Source organism: Pseudomonas lundensis (assembly GCF_002269125.1).
Taxonomy (GTDB): Bacteria; Pseudomonadota; Gammaproteobacteria; order Pseudomonadales; family Pseudomonadaceae; genus Aquipseudomonas; species Aquipseudomonas lundensis_A.
The window spans coordinates 18,683-40,294 of sequence record NZ_NQKI01000020.1 but is presented as its reverse complement, the minus strand read 5'-3'; the positions used below and the strand labels follow the sequence as shown (position 1 = coordinate 40,294).

Here is a 21,612-nt window from a genome sequence, read left to right as displayed (position 1 = left end):
ATAACAAAAAAATGAGGTAACACCCATGACCGTTAACGTTAGCCACACTGCCGAAATACAGCACCTGTTTAAAGAGGCGGCCGGTTTTAACAACGACCAGGGCAACCCGCGGGTTAAAGCCATCATGCTGCGCTTGATCAACGACGTCGCCACGCTTATTGAAGACCTGGAGATCACCGACAACGAGTTCTGGTTCGCGGTGGACTACCTCAACCGTCTGGGCGGGCGCAATGAGGCGGGTCTGCTGGTGCCGGGGCTGGGGCTGGAGCACTTTCTTGATGTGCTACAAGATGCCAAAGACGCGCAAGCAGGCCTGAGCGGCGGCACGCCTCGCACCATTGAAGGCCCGTTGTATGTGGCGGGCGCGCCCATTGGCGAAGGCGAAGTGCGCATGGACGACGGCAGTGAACTGGATCACGCCACCGTGATGTTTTTGGAAGGGGTGGTACGAGACAGCGAAGGCCGCGCGGTTGCGGGGGCGGTGGTCGACGTGTGGCACGCCAATACCCAGGGGAGCTACTCCTACTTCGACACGCGTCAGACGCCGTACAACTTGCGCAGGCGCATCGTCACCGATGCCAAGGGCCAGTACCGCGCCCGCAGCATCGTGCCCAGTGGATACGGCTGCTCACCCGACGGCCCGACTCAAGAATGCCTGAACATGTTGGGGCGTCACGGTCAGCGCCCGGCGCATATTCATTTTTTCATCTCGGCGCCGGGCCATCGGCACTTGACCACACAGATCAATCTCTCAGGTGAAGAGTACCTGTGGGATGACTTTGCCTATGCCACCAGAGAGGGGCTGGTGGGGGACATTACCTTCGTCGAAGACCCAGCAGTGGCCCGTGAGCGGGGGGTTCAGGGTGAGCGCTTTGCTGAATTGAAATTCGATTTCCAGTTGCAAAAGACACCACGGGTTGAAGCCGAACAGCGCAGCCAGCGCCCTCGCGCGATGCAAGACGGCTGAACCGGCAAGTGGCGGCCGCGGCGCGGTTGCCCACCCCTCGCATTAACCTGGGCAATGCGCGCGGCGCGTCACGGATGGCCTGATGCGCCTGTTGCGAGGCGTCATGAAAGCTTGATTAACGAATGCGCCCCGTCCGCTGCCTGATCGGGTGCCTGTGTTCGATTATCGAACCACCAAGCGTTTAGCGCATGGGGTGGCATGCCTGCCGAGCGTACTTCTTCTCTACCCGACGCCTTGCTGCGTCCTGAACATTATTGAGATCACCATGGCTGAGATTCTTTCCCTGCGCGAAGCCGTCGAGCGCTTTGTGAATGACGGCGACTCCCTGGCGCTTGAGGGGTTTACCCACCTGATTCCGACGGCAGCGGCACACGAGATTATTCGTCAGAAAAAGAAAGATCTGACACTGATTCGTATGACGCCTGACTTGGTATACGACTTGATGATTGGTGCCGGGTGCGCCAGGAAGCTGATTTTTTCGTGGGGCGGAAACCCGGGCGTCGGCTCGTTGCATCGCCTGCGCGACGCCGTTGAAAAGGGCTGGCCGCAGCCATTGGCAATCAGCGAGCACAGCCATGCGGCCATGGCCAATGCGTATGTGGCCGGCGCCTCAAACCTGCCGTTCGCGGTGCTACGCGGGTATCAGGGCTCGGATTTGGTGAAGGTCAATCCCGACATCAAGTTCATCGAATGCCCCTACACCGGCGAGCAATTGGCCGCTGTACCGAGCGTGCGCCCGGATGTGAGCGTGATCCACGCGCAGAAAGCTGACCGCAAAGGCAATGTGTTGATTCAGGGCATCCTCGGCGTACAAAAAGAAGCTGCGCTGGCGGCCAGGCACTGCATCGTGACCGTCGAAGAAGTGGTGGATGACTTACAGGCGCCGATGAATGCCTGTGTGCTGCCCGGCTGGGCGCTGAGCGCGGTGTGCGTTGTCCCCGGCGGCGCACATCCGTCTTATGCCCATGGTTACTACGAGCGTGATAACCGCTTCTACCAGGCGTGGGATTCCATCGCTCGCGACCGTGAGACTTTTACTGCCTGGATCGATGAACACATCCGTGGCACTGAGGATTTTGAGCAGTTTCAGGCGAAACTGAACGCAGGGACCAAGTGATGAACGACTTCAATACCAACGAAATGATGACCGTGGCGGCTGCCCGAAATCTGGGCAACGGCAGTGTCTGCTTTGTCGGCATTGGCCTGCCTTCCAAAGCGGCCAATCTGGCGCGTTTGACCCATGCGCCCGAGGTGGTGCTGATTTATGAGTCCGGCCCGATCGGTGCAAAACCGAGCGTGTTGCCGCTGTCCATCGGTGACGGCGAACTGGCTGAAACCGCCGACACGGTGGTCCCCACCGGCGAAATCTTTCGCTACTGGCTGCAAGGCGGGCGCATCGATGTGGGCTTCCTCGGTGCCGCGCAGGTCGACAAGTTTGGCAATATCAATACCACGGTGATTGGCGACTACCACCAGCCCAGGGTACGCCTGCCGGGTGCGGGGGGCGCGCCGGAAATCGCGGGCAGTGCGAAGAACGTCTTGATCATTCTCAAGCAGGGGCACCGCACGTTCGTCGAAAAACTGGCCTTCATCACTTCAGTCGGGCATGGCGAGGGCGGCGATCACCGCAAGCGTCTCGGGTTGCCGGGTGAGGGGCCGGTGGCGATCATCACCGACTTGTGCATCATGGAGCCGGAAGCGCACAGCCGCGAATTTATCGTCACTTCGCTGCACCCGGGCGTGACCCGTGAACAGGTCATTGACAACACGGGCTGGCCGATTCGCTTTGCCCCCCACGTGGCCACCACCCTGGCGCCTACCGTGGAAGAGTTGGCCGCGCTGCGGGCCCTTGAAGCCCGTACCGCCATTGCCCACGGGCAGACGGGAGGTGAGGAATGAGCCGCGAGGTCTTCATCTGCGATGCCGTGCGCACGCCAATTGGCCGGTTGAATGGAGGGCTGGCGCCGGTACGCGCCGACGATCTGGCGGCGATCCCGTTGCGCGCCCTGATGCAACGCAACCCGCAGGTGGACTGGACGGCCGTGGACGAAGTGTTCATGGGCTGTGCCAATCAGTCGGGCGAAGACAACCGCAACGTGGCACGCATGGCACTGTTGCTCGCCGGTCTGCCAGCCAGCGTGCCGGGGGTCACCCTCAACCGTCTGTGCGCGTCGGGCATGGAAGCGGTGGGCGCTGCGTTTCGGGCCATTGCCAGCGGCGAAATGGCGTTGGCCATCGCGGCCGGGGTCGAATCCATGACCCGTGCGCCGTATGTGATGGGCAAGGCCGAGAGCGCTTTTGGGCGCGCCCAACAACTCGAAGACACCACGTTGGGCTGGCGTTTCATCAACCCGGCGCTGCGGGCCGCCTACGGTGTGGACAGCATGCCGGTCACCGGTGACAACGTAGCCCACGAGTACGCGATCAGCCGCGCCGATCAGGATGCCTTCGCACTGCGCAGCCAGCAAAAGGCCGCCGAGGCCAAAGCGGCGGGCTATTTTGCCGAAGAAATTGTGCCGGTGGTCATCCACAGCAAGCACGCAACGTCGGTTATTGACACGGATGAGCACCCGCGCGCCGGTTCATCGCTTGCAGCCCTGGAACAGCTCAAGCCGGTCAACGGCGACGGTCAGACCGTTACGGCAGGCAATGCATCGGGCCTCAACGATGGCGCGTCGGCCATGGTGCTGGCCTCGGCTGACGCGGTGGCCAAGTATGGTTTGACGCCTCGGGCCAAAGTGCTGGGCATGGCCAGTGGCGCGGTATTGCCACGGGTGATGGGGGTAGGCCCGCTGCCCGCTGTGCGCACCCTGTTGGCGCGCCTTGACTTGAGTCTTCATGACTTCGATGTGATTGAGCTCAACGAAGCGTTTGCTGCGCAAAGTTTGGCAGTCACCCGTGCATGGGGGCTGGCTGACGACGATGCGCGGGTCAATCCGCAGGGGGGCGCGATTGCCCTTGGGCATCCGCTGGGCATGAGTGGTAATCGGCTGGTACTGACGGCGGTCCACCATCTGCATAAGTACGGCGGCCAGTATGGGCTGGCGACGATGTGTGTGGGGGTCGGCCAGGGGTTGGCATTGGCCATAGCGCGCGTCTGACCTGGTGGTTCGCCGTTCATTGACGGCGATCTGGCCCGAAAATCTCTTCCCCTTGGAGTGTTGTATGTCTGGAATAAAACGGGTCGATGGCCCACTCAATTACCTCCTTGAAGGTCCGGCAGATGCCCCGGTACTGATGTTGTCCAATTCGCTGGGCACTGACTTGCGCATGTGGGATGAACAGATGGCTGCATTCACCGAGCATTTTCGTGTGTTGCGCTATGACACCCGTGGGCATGGCCAATCCTGTGTGACCCCCGGCCCGTACAGCATCGAACAGCATGGCCGTGATGCCGTGGCATTGCTGGACGCCTTGCAGATAGATCGCGCCAGTTTTTGTGGCCTCAGCATGGGTGGCTTGATTGGTCAGTGGCTGGCGATCCATGCGCCTGAGCGCTTGCAGCGTCTAGTGCTGTGCAACACCGCCGCGAAAATCGGCAACCCGGCTGTCTGGAACCCGCGCATTGACACGGTGTTGCTTGACGGTGCAGCAGCCCTGCGCGGGCTGCGTGATGGCGCAGTTGCACGGTGGTTTACCCCTGAATTCGCCATCGCCTGCCCCGACCGGGTTGAGCGGATTGTCGACATGCTGGCGCACACCGCGCCCCAGGGGTATGCCGCCAACTGTGCTGCCGTGCGCGATGCCGATTTTCGGGAAAACCTGGGCCGTATCGACGTCCCTGTGTTGATCGTGTGCGGCACGCAAGATGCGGTTACCACCGTCGAGGATGGGCGTTATATGGCTGAGCGCATTCGCGAGGCACAACGGGTCATGCTGCACGCGGCGCACTTGTCCAACGTGGAAGCTGGGGCGCAGTTCACTCGCCGCGTGCTGGATTTTTTGCGGGCATAAGCGGTTCTGCAAGGCCCGGCCTGCCTTGAACGGACACGCACATCACAGGGCCGGTGAATGCCATACGTTCCTGTTGTGTCGCGGCTCAAGCCCTTTGCCTGCTACTCAAGCCCTTTTGGCACCTGCCGATAACGAAGGCGATGGCCCTGTGCCCGATCACATAAATGGAGTGTCGCCTGGAGGTCTCCAGGCGTTAAGGAGAGCACCTTGAAACGCATGGGTTCTACGATTGGCTTGATCGTTCTGTTGTCAGGCTGTGGGGTTTACAGCGATGTGAAAGTTGCGATGGCGCGTGATGCATTGCGTCAGGAGTGCATGGGCACATTCACCAACACCTGTGTCAGCAAAACCATTGATTACAACATCCTGTTACTGGAGCAAGCCAAGTCAGCCTGGTTGGCGCAAGAGGGAGAGTTGGTCGAGTCATTGGGCAAGGAGGCAGGCTCACTGTGGACCGGTCTGGTTGAACAGCGCACTGATCAGTTGGTCGATAAGCTGGAATCGGTGCGTCCCGGATTCTTTTCGCGCTGGTTCCTCGGGGATGCGCAGCCTTTGAGTGGCAAAGGGATGATGGAGTTCTCCGGCCAGGACCTGAAAGAGATGCAAGGCGCGCTGATGGCCGAATTTATCGCCAAGGGTAAGAAACAAGGGCTGACCCTGACTGAAAAAGGCGCTGAAAAATATGCCCCAAGTCCTGCGCAACCTGTCGCTGAGCCTGTGGCCGGGCAAGCCGAGGCCGCCCTTGAAGCGGCGATAAACAATTTGATTGCGTCAGAAATAGCCAAAGAGGGTGGCGCGGAATACACCGATAGCCGTCAGGTCATTTACATGGACCTGAATGAAGATAGTCAGCCAGATGCCGTGGTGCTGTTCACGGTTGAAGGGCAGGGTGGTGGTAACGGTTCTTACCAGAGTCTGGCCGGTTTTTACCGCTCGGGCGCAGGCTGGATGTACCAGGGGCACTCAGTGGTGTCCGGAGCCGTAACAGACATCAAGGCCGCCCCGGGTCAGCAGGTTGCTGTCAGTACCCTGACCAGTGGCCCGGATGACCCGCGATGCTGCCCGAGTGTGCAGGGCGTCGACATCTATACATGGACCGGACGTGGCTTTGACGTGAAGCAAGGCTGAAAGCCAAGCACCTGCGCCGCGGTCCCCGTCGGGGGCGGTGGCGCAAGTAAAAGGCGGGGGGCGCGGCGCGGATCAGTCAGTCGGCGCTTTATCCAGCGCTTCGCGCAATGCCGTGGCTGTTGTAAAGGCCTGCTGTGAAACCAGGGTGCCATTGTCCAGCTGCAGAAACAGGATTTGCTTTTTGTCACCGGGGTATCGACTGGCAATCGAGCCGTCGCGGTCCAGCGCGACGCGGTAGTTGTATCCCTTCATGGATGGAATGGCGAACAGCTTTCCGATCAGCGAAGGCATGCCGTGGACATCGGCGAGAAACACAACATGGCGTGCTTCCAGGTAGCCCTTGGGCTGGTCTTCTATCGCCGCCTTGACCAATTGAGCCCCCTTCATGTCGCGCGCCACCAACAGAATGCGGGTGTTTTTATCGAGGGCCTGCGTCTGGTCGAACTGGTCTTTAAGCGCCCAGGGCTGCAACGCATCGCCGATGTTGGCTGCCTGAGCCAGCAGGGATACCGCACTCAATAACAGCGCAAGTACAATTTTCAACGTTCAATCCTTCTGTTCATGACGGTTGATTCAGATCGCTAACAGCGTATGGCCATTAGTCGTAGCGCGGCATGTTAGCCCGCAAGCCCTGTGAGTAGAACCTGTACTGTCGTGCTGCTGTCCAAAAGTATGACAAAGGGTGTCTGGTGACACGACGGCGAGTGGAGCACAATTTGTGCGACTGGCTTATCATCGTCGGCGTTTCACCGATCAATGGCAGTAATCAGAGTAGCGGCGTAATGACTGACTGGCTTCAACACGATGGCGCGATGGCTGAGCGAATCAGAGCGCATGATTGGGCCAGCACGCCGCTCGGGCCTTTAACCGAATGGCCGGATGTGTTGAAAACCAGCGTGGCGTTGATGCTGGATTCGCATTTTCCGCAGTGCATCGTGTGGGGCGAGTCCCTGACCACGCTGTATAACGACGCCTTTGTGCCCATTCTGGGGAGCAAGCCACAAGCGTTGGGTCGTGCGTTTAGCGATATCTGGAGCGAGGCCTGGCATGAGATCAGTCCGATTGCCGACCTGGCCTTCGCGGGCAAAGCGACGTACATCGAAAATTTCCCGGTAGTGATTCATCGCAGTGAGCGTCCGGAGCTCGCGTACTTCACCTTTTGCTACAGCCCGATTCGCGACTCCGCCGGCCAGGTGGTCGGCATGATTGATACCGTGACCGAAACCACAGCGACGGTGTACATGACCCAGCGTCTGTCGGTGCTGGACGCGATCGGCCGTGCAGTGGTCAATGCCAGTGACCCGCAGGAAATCCTCGCAATCACCATGCGCAAGCTTGCCGATCACCTGCGCGTTACGCATTGCGCCTACGCCGACCTGGAGGCGGACGAAGATACCTTCTTTATTCGTGACAACTGGCTGGCGAAGGGCGCCACCCGCCTTGTGGGCCAATACAGTCTGGAGGATTTCGGTCAGGAAGCAGCGTCCCGGTTGAAAGCCGGACAGCCGCTGGTCATCAACGACGCGCAGGCCGAACTGCCTGCACGAGATGCCGCCAGTTTCACCGCGTTGGGTGTCAAGGCCACTGTTTGCCTGCCCTTGATCAAAGGCGGACGGCTGACAGCGTTAATGTCAGTGCACGATCAATCGCCGCGACAATGGTCGTCCCATGAAGTGGCATTGTTGCGTGAAGTGACAGAACGCTCATGGGCGCACATTGAGCGTGCGCGCGCCGATGCCGCCGTGCGCGCCGGTCTGGCTGAGCTTGCGCAGCTCAACACCACGCTGGAACAGCGCGTACAGGAGCGCAGTGCACGTTTGCTGCACATTGAAGCGGCGTTGCATCAATCGCAAAAGCTTGAGGCCATCGGCCAGCTCACGGGCGGTGTAGCCCATGATTTCAACAACCTGCTGACAATTATTCGTTCGTCGGTGGATTTTCTGCGCATGCCGAACCTGTCGGATGCGCGCCGGGAGCGTTACGTCAACGCGGTGTCAGACACCGTCGAGCGTGCGAGCAAATTGACCGGCCAGCTCCTGGCCTTCGCCCGGCGCCAGCCGCTCAACCCGCAGGTATTCGAGATCGGCCAACGCATCCGTGATATCGGCGACATGTTGGAGACCATCACTGGGGCCAGAATCAATGTGGCGGTCGAATTACCGCCCGAAGCCTGCTATGTGCGCGCCGATGCCAGCCAATTCGAGACAGCGCTAATCAATATGGCGCTCAATGCACGGGATGCCATGGAAGGGCAGGGCACGCTCCTGCTGCGGCTCAATGACACCACCACCTTGCCTGCCATTCGGGGGCATGCAGGTTCCGACGAACCTTTTGTTGCCATCTCGTTGGTCGACACGGGCATCGGTATTTCCACGCGCATGCTGACGCAGATTTTCGAACCCTTTTTCACCACCAAGGAAGTGGGCAAAGGCACGGGACTCGGGTTGTCGCAAGTGTTCGGGTTTGCCAAGCAGTCCGGGGGTAATGTGGACGTCTCAAGTGTCCTCGATCAGGGGTCGGTATTCACCCTGTACCTTCCGCGAGCCAGCGTTGATGCGCTTGCGGAGGTTGAATCCAGCGTGTGCGTGCCTGCACCTTCAGACCCTGAAGCCGAGAAACCTCGCGTCCTGATTGTGGAAGACAACCTGGAAGTGGGGCGTTTTGCACAACAGATCATGCAGGACCTGGGCTATGAGACGGCTTGGGCCACCCATGCCGAAGCGGCACTGCAAATGATCGGGCCGCAAGCCATGGCTTTTGACGCGGTTTTTTCGGATGTGGTCATGCCAGGCATGACGGGGGTGGTAATGGCCAAGGAGATGCGCAAACGGCGGTCAGATTTGCCGATCATACTGGCCTCCGGCTACAGCGAAGAGCTGGCGTTCGACGGTTACGATGGCTTCGAGTTTCTGCCTAAACCCTACTCAGTCGAGCAGATTTCGCAGATGTTAGAGAAAATAACCCTCAAGCGCTGACGGCTTTATTTCTAGTGAGCAAAGCGTCTGAAATACGCCTCAAACTTGTAATCCCTGTCTCCATCCGTTATAGCTAGAAAGGCATTCATAACCAAAAGAGGCTCAACAAGCCCGATGCATGAGACCACACGTATCTTTGACACTTGCGGCCTTACGCCTGCGCAACGCAGTGACGTAACCAGGCCGATCCAGCTGCACACCCTTCCTGTTTTAGTGGCTACGTTCTGCCAGACACTGGCGACGCGTTTTCATTTGCCACCCACTTCGCTGCGGGACGCTCTGGTCACCCGCAAGCGCAGCCGCGCGGTACCTCCCCCTTCAGTTTGATGCCTGATTGTCCTCTCGCCGCGCTCATCGAGTGTGTTCACGCGAGGGTTTCCAATGATTCAGCGTTCAACCTGTTGAGGGAATTCGATGTCTATTCGTGTAGCAATTATTGGCGCAGGCCCGTCCGGCCTGGCGCAACTGCGTGCCTTTCAGTCAGCCCATGCAAAGGGTGCGGCCATGCCGGATGTGGTGTGTTTCGAGAAGCAAGCCGACTGGGGCGGCATGTGGAACTACACCTGGCGCACCAGCCTGGACGAGCACGGCGAACCGGTGCACGGCAGCATGTACCGTTACCTTTGGTCCAATGGTCCCAAAGAGTGCCTGGAGTTCGCGGATTACAGTTTTGATGAACACTTCGGTCGACCAATTTCTTCGTATCCGCCCCGTGAAGTGCTGTGGGATTACATCCAGGGCCGGGTCAAGAAGGCCGGCGTGCGTGATTACATTCGTTTCAATACGGCGGTCAAACACGTCACGTTCGACCCGGTATCGCGGCAATTCACCGTGACTGCTCACGATTACGCCAACGGGCGAAGCACGACGGACACGTTTGATTTCGTGATCGTGGCCAGTGGGCATTTCTCCACGCCGCACGTGCCGGAGTTTGCCGGGTTCGAACGTTTTTCCGGGCGAATTCTGCATGCCCATGACTTTCGTGAAGCCACCGAATTTCAGGGCAAGGACTTGCTGATCGTGGGCAGTAGCTATTCGGCCGAGGACATCGGCTCGCAGTGCTACAAGTACGGCGCACGTTCGATCACCAGCACCTACCGCACGCAACCGATGGGTTACGCATGGCCCAAGGGATGGGAAGAGCGTGCGCTGCTGAACAGGGTCGAGGGAGACATCGCGTATTTTGCCGATGGGTCCAGCAAGCGCGTGGATGCCATCATTCTGTGCACCGGCTATCAACATCACTTCGCGTTTCTGCCGGATGAATTGACCCTCACTACAGGTAATCGCCTGTGGCCGCTGGGCCTGTACAAAGGCGTGATCTGGGAGCAGAACCCGCAGTTGATCTACCTCGGCATGCAAGACCTGTGGTACAGCTTCAACCTATTTGATGCTCAGGCCTGGTTTGTGCGCGATTACATTCTGGGTCGCATCAACCTGCCTGAAATATCCGAAATGCAGGCCGACAGTGCCTCGTGGCGCGAGCAGGAAGAACGTCTGCACTCCACCGCCTCGATGTACGAGTTCCAGGGCCGTTACATCAAGCACCTGATCGAGCATACGGATTACCCGGCCTTTGATATCGACGCTGTGAATCAGATCTTCCTCAAATGGAAGACTGACAAGAAGCGCGACATCATGGGCTATCGCGACAAATCCTACCGTTCAGTCATGACTGGCACGTTAGCGGTGCCTCATCACACCCGCTGGTTGCAGGCGCTGGATGATTCGATGGAAGAATATTTGCGCGAAACGGCGGGCAAGGGTGACGTCAATACACTGCGTCAACGTTGACGGCGCAGCCTCTGGCTCCTGATGTGGCCAGAGGCAACTTAGCCTTTCTTTTTTTGCAGGCTTTTCAAGCGGGCGCTGGCGCGTTGCACGGCCGCCATTTTTTCCGGGCGTTTCATGCGCCGCCACTTTCTGATGTCTTCTTTGTTGCGCCCGCAGCTCACGCATACGTCCCCGCTGAGCTGGCAGGTGGCTACACACGGGTTTTCGATATCTTTGGCCACGTCTTACTTGCGACCCGCGCCTTTGCGCGCCAGGCGTTGTGGCCACTGACCGGCGTCTGTGCGCTGGCATTCTTCTTCGGAGTCGAAATACACATGGGAGGCTACGTTGCGCACGTTGACATTGGCTTTGTCGAACGCCTTTTCTGTCAGCTCAACCATGTAGCCTGCTTCTCCGTCGGCCAGGGCAAAGTCCTTGTTGTTTTGCGTATCGAACACCCACACCACTTTGAGACTGGTCGCAAACGCCTCATGGTCGACGGCGTGGGTCAGCCAGACAAACCCGTCGATTTGATGTTTGGCGGTTTCGCAGGCCTCGGTCAGGGCTTTAACCAGGCGGCGTTCAATTTGCGCCTGATTACGTTTGTTGAGTGACATGAATCATCCTGTTGGCTGGCGGTGCTGAAAAGCCGGCCATCATACGCCAAGCCTTGTACTGGCGGATCGTTGATTGTGCGCTTGTGTTGGGGCGGGGTTGCAAACCGTGGGCAAACCCACGTCGCAAACGATTCAGCTGCCTGAAAAAACCGCAAAAGATGCATTTTCGCCCAAAGGGCCACCTGAGGTAGAATGTCGCGGTTTTGAGGCTGGCCACCCCGGATACTCATGTTCACGCAGTTCCCCGGAAGGAACCGCGAGGCGGTCGGATGCAAGGGAATAGCGAAACGGTTGGTGGTTGCGAAGGAGCTGGGCGGAGGCAATCCGATTAGGCCGTGGCCATCAATAGCTGACACATATCATAAATGTCACCCAAGTCGCTGAAGCCAATAATTAATAAGAGATCAGCACCCAAGGTACATAAACGTGGGGTCTATAGTTGTGCATAGGCCTTTATCCATCTACCCGTTCAAGGCCTGAGGGCTCGACTGCAGGCGATCAGCCTGTGGTGAGTTGATAGTGCTCATGAACCGCGTGCCGGGTAGATGATGTTTTATCTTAGGTACTACAAAATGTTAAAAAAAATGAACAAGGGGCTACTGGGCCTCGCGCTGAGCATGGGGTTGACCTCCGTGCAGGCAGCCGAGCCCAAACAGGTTGATGTTTTGCTGATTGGCGGCGGCATCATGAGCACCACATTGGGCGTTTGGCTCAATGAGCTGGAACCGAACACCTCGATGCAGATGATCGAGCGTCTGGACGGTGTGGCGCTGGAAAGCTCCAATGGCTGGAACAACGCGGGTACGGGTCACTCGGCACTGGCTGAACTGAACTACACCCCGGAAGACAAAAACGGCAACGTTGAAATCCCGAAAGCCATTGAAATCAATGAAGCGTTTCAGATTTCCCGTCAATTCTGGTCCTGGCAGGTCAAGAACGGCGTTCTGAAGAACCCGCGTTCATTCATCAATTCCACGCCGCACATGAGCTTTGTGTGGGGCGATGACAACATCAAGTTCCTGAAAAAGCGCTACGAGGCACTGCAGGCGAGCCCGCTGTTCGCCGGCATGCAGTACTCCGAAGACCCGGACCAGATCAAAAAATGGGTCCCGCTCATGATGGAAGGCCGTGATCCGAACCAGAAGATCGCAGCCACCTGGTCGCCGATCGGTACGGACGTTAACTTCGGTGAAATCACGCGTCAGTTCGCTGCTCACCTGCAAGCCCAACCGAACTTCTCGCTGAGCCTGTCGAGCGAAGTCAAAGACATCAAGCGCAACGAAGATGGCACCTGGCGCGTGGTGTACAAAAACCTGAAGGACGGCACCGAATCTCAGACCGATGCCAAGTTTGTGTTCATCGGCGCGGGCGGCGGTGCACTGCACTTGCTGCAGAAGTCCGGTATTCCTGAAGCTCAGGAATACGCGGGCTTCCCGGTAGGCGGCTCGTTCCTGGTGACCGAGAACCCGACAGTTGCCGAACAACACTTGGCCAAGGCCTACGGCAAAGCATCGGTCGGCGCGCCACCCATGTCGGTTCCTCACCTGGACACCCGCGTGCTGGACGGCAAGCGCGTGATTCTGTTTGGCCCATTCGCGACGTTCTCGACCAAGTTCCTGAAAGAAGGTTCTTACTTCGACCTGTTGACCAGCACCACGACCCACAACTTCTGGCCAATGACCAAAGTCGGTATCGAACAATACCCATTGGTTGAATACTTGGCCGGTCAGTTGATGCTGTCGGACGAAGACCGTTTCAACGCGTTGAAAGAGTACTTCCCGAATGCCAAGTCTGAAGACTGGCGTCTGTGGCAAGCCGGCCAGCGCGTGCAGATCATCAAGCGAGACGAAGAGAAGGGCGGTGTGCTGAAACTGGGCACCGAAATCGTCAGCGCCAAAGATGGCAGCATTGCAGGCCTGCTGGGCGCTTCGCCCGGCGCCTCCACTGCGGCACCGATCATGCTGACCGTGCTGGAAACCGTGTTCAAGGACAAGGTGGCTTCGCCGCAGTGGCAAGCCAAGCTGCACCAGATCGTGCCAAGCTATGGCACCAAGCTGAACGGTTCGCCAGAGCGCGTTGCGCAGGAATGGGCCTACACGGCTGAGACGCTGCAATTGACGCCTCCACCGGCAATTCCGGCAGCCACCGCTGCTGAGCAAGCGCCAGCTGAAGCGCCGGCCAAGCCAGCACCAAGCAACCCAGCGGCTGATATGGCCCTGTAAAAAGCAGCCCCACCCAACGATGTTGGGTGGGGCCACTTTCAGTTGTAACGTTTGACTCCCCCTCGATACAACGCCCGCTGAATGAGCGGACGCCGATTCACGGCGTACCGAACAGGGCCGTCCAGTAAATCCCCGCATCACTTTTCGGATCGACCGCATAGGCCGCGCCCAGTTCGCGGAACTGCGGGTTCATTATGTTGGCGCAATGCCCGGGGCTGGCCAGCCATCCATCGACCACCTTGGTCGGCGTGTCTTGCCCGGCGGCGATGTTTTCGCCAACGCTTTGCGCACTGTAGCCAGCCAGCTCTGCACGATCTCCTGGCGTTCTGCCGTCACGGTTCATGTGATCAAAGTAATTGGTATTGGCCATGTCTCGCGTGTGGCTTTCGGCCGCAATGGCCAGCGTAGCGTTCCAGGTCAACGGGGCGGCTGCGGCAAACGCCTGTGTTGCGCATTGACGCGGTTGGTTGCGGGCAGTGTTGATCAGCGCCAGCAGCTGCTGGCCCTCAACTTGCCAATCCCCTAGACGTCCGGTCAACAAGGGGCGTGCCAGCACGATGCGCCACTCGCGCTGGTTGCGGCTGACGCCGATGTCGACGAATTGCGGGTCGAGTACCACGTTACAGAAGCTTTCTTGCACCGCTTTCATCGCCGCCTGTGCATCACGCGGGCCGGACAGGCTAATGGCCTGCACATTGACCAGTGGATAAGCATTGCTGGCGAGCACTTGTTGCAGGTCGCCAAAGCGGTTGGCGGGCAATATCAGGCGCGGATCAGCGGCCAGAGGCGGCAGTTCCTGTGACACTTGCCCGCCGCACTTCTGAAGGTGGCTGCGATAGGTATTGATCGACTCGACGAGTTGCGATTCTTCACTGGCCATGACCGAGCAGGCCACGAGCACGCTGGAGGTAAAAGTGGCCAGGCGGGTGAGGGTGACGGGAACGCGCATGCAGGTTTCCTCTGAACGGGGTGCGCCCATGATGCGTTATTTCACCCGTTGTTTGGCAACCGCATTTCAGCGCGTGTGTTCGGTCACGAAGGCGCGTGCCTTGGCGGTGAGTTGGTCGATCTGGCGGTCACGCTTTTTTTCGGCGTCGATCATGGCTTTTTTGCCGTGCCGGTTGAGCAGGTAAGTGTGAATCTGCCGCACTTCGGTGGAGCGGTAGACCGCCGACACATCCAGCAGGGCCATCAGCCCGTCGGTGCCGTGGTCGCGTGTATTCATCACAATCTGCGGCCCGCGGGCACCCAGCACCTGAAAGCCCAAGGCCTCGAATTGCGCCACGTTGCGCACGCTGCACGTGAGCTCGGTGTGGGGGTAGCGGCGGGTGACTTCCTGCACCATTGCCCGGGTGACAGCCGGGGTGCTGGCGGCCATGTAGGCGATGCCACAGGCCTGAGGGTCGTCCTTCACGGGCAGGTACAAGGCAAAGCCGGTCACGGTGGCCGGGTTCTGTTCGTCCGTGGCCACGATCAGCTCTACGGTAATCCCTTTGCTCCCCTCCAGTGCCTCCAGGTACAAATGTACTTCGAAGCCGATGGTGTATTGATAGATGTTGTAGAGCAGGTTGCTGGGCGTGATTTCCATCATGCTCAGCTCGGTAAGCTGGTCCACCACGCGTTGCAAAATCTGGCTGCTGATGGGTTCGCTGACCGGTGTATCAAAATGAGTAAAAAGCGTCATGGGGCCTTTATCTGCAGGTCTCTGCGTGAGTGGAGGTCGGGGGCCGCGGGATCAGCGCTGGCTCAGCCAGTAGTCATGCAACGCGCGGGCGGCAGGCGCCAGATCGCTGACCTGTTGCTGATGCGCTGCGACGTCCAGATCGGCCGGCAGTTCAAAGTTGTCCTGTTCGGCGCAGTCTGAAATAGCCTGCAGTAAACCCGCCTGAATGGCAGGCAAGGGCGCCCAGTTGGCGACGGCAACGCCGCGCAGGTAACCGAAACACCATTCTTCTGCCAGCGTCACGGCCTGCCCGAGATGCTCCGTCTGTTCGAAGCGCGGCACAAATGCCTGACTGCCTTGTGCCAGTTGGACAGCCAGCGTGTTGAGGTGCCGCACGCACAGGTCAATGAATGTCCGGGCCTCTTGCGGGGTTTCCCATTCAGGGTTTTGACCGCCCCAAATGGCGGGGAACCACTCAGCAATGTCCACCTGCGCCGGGCCAGAAACCAGTGCTGTGAAGTAGCCGTCGAGTTCGCTCGGGTTAAGGACCGAATGGTCGTCGCCGTACTTCAACAACGTGTCTTCAAGCGAGGCAAAGTCGGCAGCATTCAAGGGGTGGGTGTTCATGGACGAGTTCCTGTACCGGGCGCTTTGAGCTGGGCGCTGAAAAAAAAGCGCAGAATGCCGTGAGACGCGGTGTTTGACCCGCGCGCGGGCTCAATAAATCAATCGACTTTAACGATCGACGCCAATTCGTAGTATTTAAATTTGGCTTTGGCCAAGGCTTTTTTGGCTTCTTGCTCGGCATCAAACCGGCTCAAGGATTTTGAGTCATGAATGAATTGGGTCACTTCGCCGTCGTATTCCTTGCTGACGTTCATGGTGACGCGCAACACCGGGCCTCTGCGTTTCACCGGAGCGCGCTCCGGTGAAACGCAGAGGCCCGGTGTTGCGCGTCACCATGAACGTCAGCAAGGAATACGACGGCGAAGTGACCCAATTCATTCATGACTCAAAATCCTTGAGCCGGTTTGATGCCGAGCAAGAAGCCAAAAAAGCCTTGGCCAAAGCCAAATTTAAATACTACGAATTGGCGTCGATCGTTAAAGTCGATTGATTTATTGAGCCCGCGCGCGGGTCAAACACCGCGTCTCACGGCATTCTGCGCTTTTTTTTCAGCGCCCAGCTCAAAGCGCCCGGTACAGGAACTCGTCCATGAACACCCACCCCTTGAATGCTGCCGACTTTGCCTCGCTTGAAGACACGTTGTTGAAGTACGGCGACGACCATTCGGTCCTTAACCCGAGCGAACTCGACGGCTACTTCACAGCACTGGTTTCTGGCCCGGCGCAGGTGGACATTGCTGAGTGGTTCCCCGCCATTTGGGGCGGTCAAAACCCTGAATGGGAAACCCCGCAAGAGGCCCGGACATTCATTGACCTGTGCGTGCGGCACCTCAACACGCTGGCTGTCCAACTGGCACAAGGCAGTCAGGCATTTGTGCCGCGCTTCGAACAGACGGAGCATCTCGGGCAGGCCGTGACGCTGGCAGAAGAATGGTGTTTCGGTTACCTGCGCGGCGTTGCCGTCGCCAACTGGGCGCCCTTGCCTGCCATTCAGGCGGGTTTACTGCAGGCTATTTCAGACTGCGCCGAACAGGACAACTTTGAACTGCCGGCCGATCTGGACGTCGCAGCGCATCAGCAACAGGTCAGCGATCTGGCGCCTGCCGCCCGCGCGTTGCATGACTACTGGCTGAGCCAGCGCTGATCCCGCGGCCCCCGACCTCCACTCACGCAGAGACCTGCAGATAAAGGCCCCATGACGCTTTTTACTCATTTTGATACACCGGTCAGCGAACCCATCAGCAGCCAGATTTTGCAACGCGTGGTGGACCAGCTTACCGAGCTGAGCATGATGGAAATCACGCCCAGCAACCTGCTCTACAACATCTATCAATACACCATCGGCTTCGAAGTACATTTGTACCTGGAGGCACTGGAGGGGAGCAAAGGGATTACCGTAGAGCTGATCGTGGCCACGGACGAACAGAACCCGGCCACCGTGACCGGCTTTGCCTTGTACCTGCCCGTGAAGGACGACCCTCAGGCCTGTGGCATCGCCTACATGGCCGCCAGCACCCCGGCTGTCACCCGGGCAATGGTGCAGGAAGTCACCCGCCGCTACCCCCACACCGAGCTCACGTGCAGCGTGCGCAACGTGGCGCAATTCGAGGCCTTGGGCTTTCAGGTGCTGGGTGCCCGCGGGCCGCAGATTGTGATGAATACACGCGACCACGGCACCGACGGGCTGATGGCCCTGCTGGATGTGTCGGCGGTCTACCGCTCCACCGAAGTGCGGCAGATTCACACTTACCTGCTCAACCGGCACGGCAAAAAAGCCATGATCGACGCCGAAAAAAAGCGTGACCGCCAGATCGACCAACTCACCGCCAAGGCACGCGCCTTCGTGACCGAACACACGCGCTGAAATGCGGTTGCCAAACAACGGGTGAAATAACGCATCATGGGCGCACCCCGTTCAGAGGAAACCTGCATGCGCGTTCCCGTCACCCTCACCCGCCTGGCCACTTTTACCTCCAGCGTGCTCGTGGCCTGCTCGGTCATGGCCAGTGAAGAATCGCAACTCGTCGAGTCGATCAATACCTATCGCAGCCACCTTCAGAAGTGCGGCGGGCAAGTGTCACAGGAACTGCCGCCTCTGGCCGCTGATCCGCGCCTGATATTGCCCGCCAACCGCTTTGGCGACCTGCAACAAGTGCTCGCCAGCAATGCTTATCCACTGGTCAATGTGCAGGCCATTAGCCTGTCCGGCCCGCGTGATGCACAGGCGGCGATGAAAGCGGTGCAAGAAAGCTTCTGTAACGTGGTACTCGACCCGCAATTCGTCGACATCGGCGTCAGCCGCAACCAGCGCGAGTGGCGCATCGTGCTGGCACGCCCCTTGTTGACCGGACGTCTAGGGGATTGGCAAGTTGAGGGCCAGCAGCTGCTGGCGCTGATCAACACTGCCCGCAACCAACCGCGTCAATGCGCAACACAGGCGTTTGCCGCAGCCGCCCCGTTGACCTGGAACGCTACGCTGGCCATTGCGGCCGAAAGCCACACGCGAGACATGGCCAATACCAATTACTTTGATCACATGAACCGTGACGGCAGAACGCCAGGAGATCGTGCAGAGCTGGCTGGCTACAGTGCGCAAAGCGTTGGCGAAAACATCGCCGCCGGGCAAGACACGCCGACCAAGGTGGTCGATGGATGGCTGGCCAGCCCCGGGCATTGCGCCAACATAATGAACCCGCAGTTCCGCGAACTGGGCGCGGCCTATGCGGTCGATCCGAAAAGTGATGCGGGGATTTACTGGACGGCCCTGTTCGGTACGCCGTGAATCGGCGTCCGCTCATTCAGCGGGCGTTGTATCGAGGGGGAGTCAAACGTTACAACTGAAAGTGGCCCCACCCAACATCGTTGGGTGGGGCTGCTTTTTACAGGGCCATATCAGCCGCTGGGTTGCTTGGTGCTGGCTTGGCCGGCGCTTCAGCTGGCGCTTGCTCAGCAGCGGTGGCTGCCGGAATTGCCGGTGGAGGCGTCAATTGCAGCGTCTCAGCCGTGTAGGCCCATTCCTGCGCAACGCGCTCTGGCGAACCGTTCAGCTTGGTGCCATAGCTTGGCACGATCTGGTGCAGCTTGGCTTGCCACTGCGGCGAAGCCACCTTGTCCTTGAACACGGTTTCCAGCACGGTCAGCATGATCGGTGCCGCAGTGGCAGCGCCGGGCGAAGCGCCCAGCAGGCCTGCAATGCTGCCATCTTTGGCGCTGACGATTTCGGTGCCCAGTTTCAGCACACCGCCCTTCTCTTCGTCTCGCTTGATGATCTGCACGCGCTGGCCGGCTTGCCACAGACGCCAGTCTTCAGACTTGGCATTCGGGAAGTACTCTTTCAACGCGTTGAAACGGTCTTCGTCCGACAGCATCAACTGACCGGCCAAGTATTCAACCAATGGGTATTGTTCGATACCGACTTTGGTCATTGGCCAGAAGTTGTGGGTCGTGGTGCTGGTCAACAGGTCGAAGTAAGAACCTTCTTTCAGGAACTTGGTCGAGAACGTCGCGAATGGGCCAAACAGAATCACGCGCTTGCCGTCCAGCACGCGGGTGTCCAGGTGAGGAACCGACATGGGTGGCGCGCCGACCGATGCTTTGCCGTAGGCCTTGGCCAAGTGTTGTTCGGCAACTGTCGGGTTCTCGGTCACCAGGAACGAGCCGCCTACCGGGAAGCCCGCGTATTCCTGAGCTTCAGGAATACCGGACTTCTGCAGCAAGTGCAGTGCACCGCCGCCCGCGCCGATGAACACAAACTTGGCATCGGTCTGAGATTCGGTGCCGTCCTTCAGGTTTTTGTACACCACGCGCCAGGTGCCATCTTCGTTGCGCTTGATGTCTTTGACTTCGCTCGACAGGCTCAGCGAGAAGTTCGGTTGGGCTTGCAGGTGAGCAGCGAACTGACGCGTGATTTCACCGAAGTTAACGTCCGTACCGATCGGCGACCAGGTGGCTGCGATCTTCTGGTTCGGATCACGGCCTTCCATCATGAGCGGGACCCATTTTTTGATCTGGTCCGGGTCTTCGGAGTACTGCATGCCGGCGAACAGCGGGCTCGCCTGCAGTGCCTCGTAGCGCTTTTTCAGGAACTTGATGTTGTCATCGCCCCACACAAAGCTCATGTGCGGCGTGGAATTGATGAATGAACGCGGGTTCTTCAGAACGCCGTTCTTGACCTGCCAGGACCAGAATTGACGGGAAATCTGAAACGCTTCATTGATTTCAATGGCTTTCGGGATTTCAACGTTGCCGTTTTTGTCTTCCGGGGTGTAGTTCAGTTCAGCCAGTGCCGAGTGACCCGTACCCGCGTTGTTCCAGCCATTGGAGCTTTCCAGCGCCACACCGTCCAGACGCTCGATCATCTGCATCGAGGTGTTCGGTTCCAGCTCATTGAGCCAAACGCCCAATGTGGTGCTCATGATGCCGCCGCCAATCAGCAAAACATCAACCTGTTTGGGCTCGGCTGCCTGCACGGAGGTCAACCCCATGCTCAGCGCGAGGCCCAGTAGCCCCTTGTTCATTTTTTTTAACATTTTGTAGTACCTAAGATAAAACATCATCTACCCGGCACGCGGTTCATGAGCACTATCAACTCACCACAGGCTGATCGCCTGCAGTCGAGCCCTCAGGCCTTGAACGGGTAGATGGATAAAGGCCTATGCACAACTATAGACCCCACGTTTATGTACCTTGGGTGCTGATCTCTTATTAATTATTGGCTTCAGCGACTTGGGTGACATTTATGATATGTGTCAGCTATTGATGGCCACGGCCTAATCGGATTGCCTCCGCCCAGCTCCTTCGCAACCACCAACCGTTTCGCTATTCCCTTGCATCCGACCGCCTCGCGGTTCCTTCCGGGGAACTGCGTGAACATGAGTATCCGGGGTGGCCAGCCTCAAAACCGCGACATTCTACCTCAGGTGGCCCTTTGGGCGAAAATGCATCTTTTGCGGTTTTTTCAGGCAGCTGAATCGTTTGCGACGTGGGTTTGCCCACGGTTTGCAACCCCGCCCCAACACAAGCGCACAATCAACGATCCGCCAGTACAAGGCTTGGCGTATGATGGCCGGCTTTTCAGCACCGCCAGCCAACAGGATGATTCATGTCACTCAACAAACGTAATCAGGCGCAAATTGAACGCCGCCTGGTTAAAGCCCTGACCGAGGCCTGCGAAACCGCCAAACATCAAATCGACGGGTTTGTCTGGCTGACCCACGCCGTCGACCATGAGGCGTTTGCGACCAGTCTCAAAGTGGTGTGGGTGTTCGATACGCAAAACAACAAGGACTTTGCCCTGGCCGACGGAGAAGCAGGCTACATGGTTGAGCTGACAGAAAAGGCGTTCGACAAAGCCAATGTCAACGTGCGCAACGTAGCCTCCCATGTGTATTTCGACTCCGAAGAAGAATGCCAGCGCACAGACGCCGGTCAGTGGCCACAACGCCTGGCGCGCAAAGGCGCGGGTCGCAAGTAAGACGTGGCCAAAGATATCGAAAACCCGTGTGTAGCCACCTGCCAGCTCAGCGGGGACGTATGCGTGAGCTGCGGGCGCAACAAAGAAGACATCAGAAAGTGGCGGCGCATGAAACGCCCGGAAAAAATGGCGGCCGTGCAACGCGCCAGCGCCCGCTTGAAAAGCCTGCAAAAAAAGAAAGGCTAAGTTGCCTCTGGCCACATCAGGAGCCAGA

The 21,612-nt window shown here is 58.6% G+C and carries 23 protein-coding genes; 15 read left to right on the top strand and 8 right to left on the bottom strand.

Translation table 11 applies throughout. The features are described 5' to 3' along the window. The first annotated feature begins 25 nt into the window (after window positions 1-25). From catA to CJF39_RS13650, 6 genes are all read left to right on the top strand, one after another. Window positions 26-967 (top strand): catechol 1,2-dioxygenase, encoded by a 942-nt coding sequence (catA, locus tag CJF39_RS13675; RefSeq protein WP_094993881.1) that lies wholly within the window; start codon window positions 26-28, stop codon window positions 965-967. Window positions 968-1,232: 265 nt separating this feature from the next. Beyond that, window positions 1,233-2,084 (top strand): CoA transferase subunit A, encoded by an 852-nt coding sequence (locus tag CJF39_RS13670; protein WP_094993882.1) that lies wholly within the window; start codon window positions 1,233-1,235, stop codon window positions 2,082-2,084. Further along, complete coding sequence (locus CJF39_RS13665) at window positions 2,084-2,866, top strand: CoA-transferase subunit beta (protein WP_094993883.1); 783 nt, start codon at window positions 2,084-2,086, stop codon at window positions 2,864-2,866. The genes CJF39_RS13670 and CJF39_RS13665 overlap by 1 nt, the downstream gene beginning before the upstream one ends. Next, window positions 2,863-4,068, top strand: a complete 1,206-nt coding sequence (pcaF, locus tag CJF39_RS13660) for a 3-oxoadipyl-CoA thiolase (RefSeq protein WP_094993884.1) — start codon at window positions 2,863-2,865, stop codon at window positions 4,066-4,068. The genes CJF39_RS13665 and pcaF overlap by 4 nt, the downstream gene beginning before the upstream one ends. Window positions 4,069-4,132: 64 nt before the next feature. Further along, window positions 4,133-4,921 carry a 3-oxoadipate enol-lactonase gene (pcaD, locus tag CJF39_RS13655; protein WP_094993885.1) on the top strand — a complete coding sequence of 263 codons (789 nt, stop codon included), beginning with the start codon at window positions 4,133-4,135 and terminating at the stop codon, window positions 4,919-4,921. Window positions 4,922-5,128: 207 nt separating this feature from the next. Then, complete coding sequence (locus CJF39_RS13650) at window positions 5,129-6,049, top strand: hypothetical protein (protein WP_094993896.1); 921 nt, start codon at window positions 5,129-5,131, stop codon at window positions 6,047-6,049. 72 nt (window positions 6,050-6,121) lie between these two features. Here the strand turns inward: CJF39_RS13650 and CJF39_RS13645 are convergent, their stop codons facing one another. Continuing rightward, window positions 6,122-6,592, bottom strand: coding sequence for an FAD/FMN-containing dehydrogenase (locus tag CJF39_RS13645; RefSeq protein ID WP_094993887.1), 471 nt, complete (start codon window positions 6,590-6,592; stop codon window positions 6,122-6,124). A gap of 239 nt (window positions 6,593-6,831) precedes the next feature. On the opposite strand from CJF39_RS13645, the gene CJF39_RS13640 reads away from it, so the two are divergent. Further along, entirely contained in the window at window positions 6,832-9,024 is a 2,193-nt protein-coding gene (locus CJF39_RS13640; protein ID WP_094993927.1) for a GAF domain-containing protein, read from the top strand. 414 nt (window positions 9,025-9,438) lie between these two features. After that, window positions 9,439-10,818, top strand: coding sequence for an NAD(P)-binding domain-containing protein (locus CJF39_RS13635; protein ID WP_094993888.1), 1,380 nt, complete (start codon window positions 9,439-9,441; stop codon window positions 10,816-10,818). 38 nt (window positions 10,819-10,856) lie between these two features. Here CJF39_RS13635 and CJF39_RS13630 read toward each other — a convergent pair whose 3' ends face one another. Together CJF39_RS13630 and CJF39_RS13625 are read right to left on the bottom strand one after the other, a co-directional pair. Beyond that, window positions 10,857-11,039 carry a DUF1289 domain-containing protein gene (locus CJF39_RS13630; protein WP_094993889.1) on the bottom strand — a complete coding sequence of 61 codons (183 nt, stop codon included), beginning with the start codon at window positions 11,037-11,039 and terminating at the stop codon, window positions 10,857-10,859. A 3-nt stretch (window positions 11,040-11,042) separates the two neighbouring features. Further along, window positions 11,043-11,414: a hypothetical protein gene (locus CJF39_RS13625; protein ID WP_094993890.1), complete on the bottom strand. Its 372-nt coding sequence runs from the start codon at window positions 11,412-11,414 to the stop codon at window positions 11,043-11,045. Window positions 11,415-11,986: 572 nt separating this feature from the next. On the opposite strand from CJF39_RS13625, the gene mqo (CJF39_RS13620) reads away from it, so the two are divergent. Then, a complete protein-coding gene (gene mqo / locus CJF39_RS13620) occupies window positions 11,987-13,636 on the top strand; it encodes a malate dehydrogenase (quinone) (RefSeq protein WP_094993895.1) in 1,650 nt (549 codons plus the stop codon). A 97-nt stretch (window positions 13,637-13,733) separates the two neighbouring features. On the opposite strand, the gene CJF39_RS13615 is transcribed toward mqo (CJF39_RS13620), so the two are convergent. The 4 genes from CJF39_RS13615 to CJF39_RS13600 form a co-directional block, all read right to left on the bottom strand. Then, window positions 13,734-14,585, bottom strand: a complete 852-nt coding sequence (locus CJF39_RS13615; RefSeq protein ID WP_094993892.1) for a CAP domain-containing protein — start codon at window positions 14,583-14,585, stop codon at window positions 13,734-13,736. A 66-nt stretch (window positions 14,586-14,651) separates the two neighbouring features. Further along, window positions 14,652-15,320 carry a GNAT family N-acetyltransferase gene (locus CJF39_RS13610; RefSeq protein WP_094993893.1) on the bottom strand — a complete coding sequence of 223 codons (669 nt, stop codon included), beginning with the start codon at window positions 15,318-15,320 and terminating at the stop codon, window positions 14,652-14,654. A gap of 51 nt (window positions 15,321-15,371) precedes the next feature. Continuing rightward, a complete protein-coding gene (locus CJF39_RS13605) occupies window positions 15,372-15,926 on the bottom strand; it encodes a UPF0149 family protein (protein ID WP_094993894.1) in 555 nt (184 codons plus the stop codon). Window positions 15,927-16,024: 98 nt separating this feature from the next. After that, entirely contained in the window at window positions 16,025-16,213 is a 189-nt protein-coding gene (locus CJF39_RS13600) for a hypothetical protein (RefSeq protein WP_230683706.1), read from the bottom strand. Window positions 16,214-16,227: 14 nt separating this feature from the next. Here CJF39_RS13600 and CJF39_RS13595 point away from each other — a divergent pair, with 14 nt between their 5' ends. The 4 genes from CJF39_RS13595 (at window position 16,228) to CJF39_RS13580 (ending at window position 18,707) form a co-directional block, all read left to right on the top strand. Further along, on the top strand, window positions 16,228-16,416 hold the full coding sequence (locus CJF39_RS13595; RefSeq protein ID WP_230683706.1) for a hypothetical protein: 189 nt from the start codon (window positions 16,228-16,230) through the stop codon (window positions 16,414-16,416). Window positions 16,417-16,514: 98 nt separating this feature from the next. Next, window positions 16,515-17,069 carry a UPF0149 family protein gene (locus CJF39_RS13590; protein ID WP_094993894.1) on the top strand — a complete coding sequence of 185 codons (555 nt, stop codon included), beginning with the start codon at window positions 16,515-16,517 and terminating at the stop codon, window positions 17,067-17,069. Between the two features lie 51 nt (window positions 17,070-17,120). After that, on the top strand, window positions 17,121-17,789 hold the full coding sequence (locus CJF39_RS13585) for a GNAT family N-acetyltransferase (RefSeq protein WP_094993893.1): 669 nt from the start codon (window positions 17,121-17,123) through the stop codon (window positions 17,787-17,789). A 66-nt stretch (window positions 17,790-17,855) separates the two neighbouring features. Next, complete coding sequence (locus CJF39_RS13580) at window positions 17,856-18,707, top strand: CAP domain-containing protein (RefSeq protein WP_094993892.1); 852 nt, start codon at window positions 17,856-17,858, stop codon at window positions 18,705-18,707. Window positions 18,708-18,804: 97 nt separating this feature from the next. Here the strand turns inward: CJF39_RS13580 and mqo (CJF39_RS13575) are convergent, their stop codons facing one another. Then, window positions 18,805-20,454: a malate dehydrogenase (quinone) gene (gene mqo, locus CJF39_RS13575; RefSeq protein WP_094993891.1), complete on the bottom strand. Its 1,650-nt coding sequence runs from the start codon at window positions 20,452-20,454 to the stop codon at window positions 18,805-18,807. A 572-nt stretch (window positions 20,455-21,026) separates the two neighbouring features. Between mqo (CJF39_RS13575) and CJF39_RS13570 the strand changes: the two genes are divergently transcribed. Both CJF39_RS13570 and CJF39_RS13565 read left to right on the top strand, forming a co-directional pair. Continuing rightward, entirely contained in the window at window positions 21,027-21,398 is a 372-nt protein-coding gene (locus CJF39_RS13570) for a hypothetical protein (protein ID WP_094993890.1), read from the top strand. 3 nt (window positions 21,399-21,401) lie between these two features. Continuing rightward, a complete protein-coding gene (locus tag CJF39_RS13565; RefSeq protein WP_094993889.1) occupies window positions 21,402-21,584 on the top strand; it encodes a DUF1289 domain-containing protein in 183 nt (60 codons plus the stop codon). Window positions 21,585-21,612 lie beyond the last annotated feature (28 nt).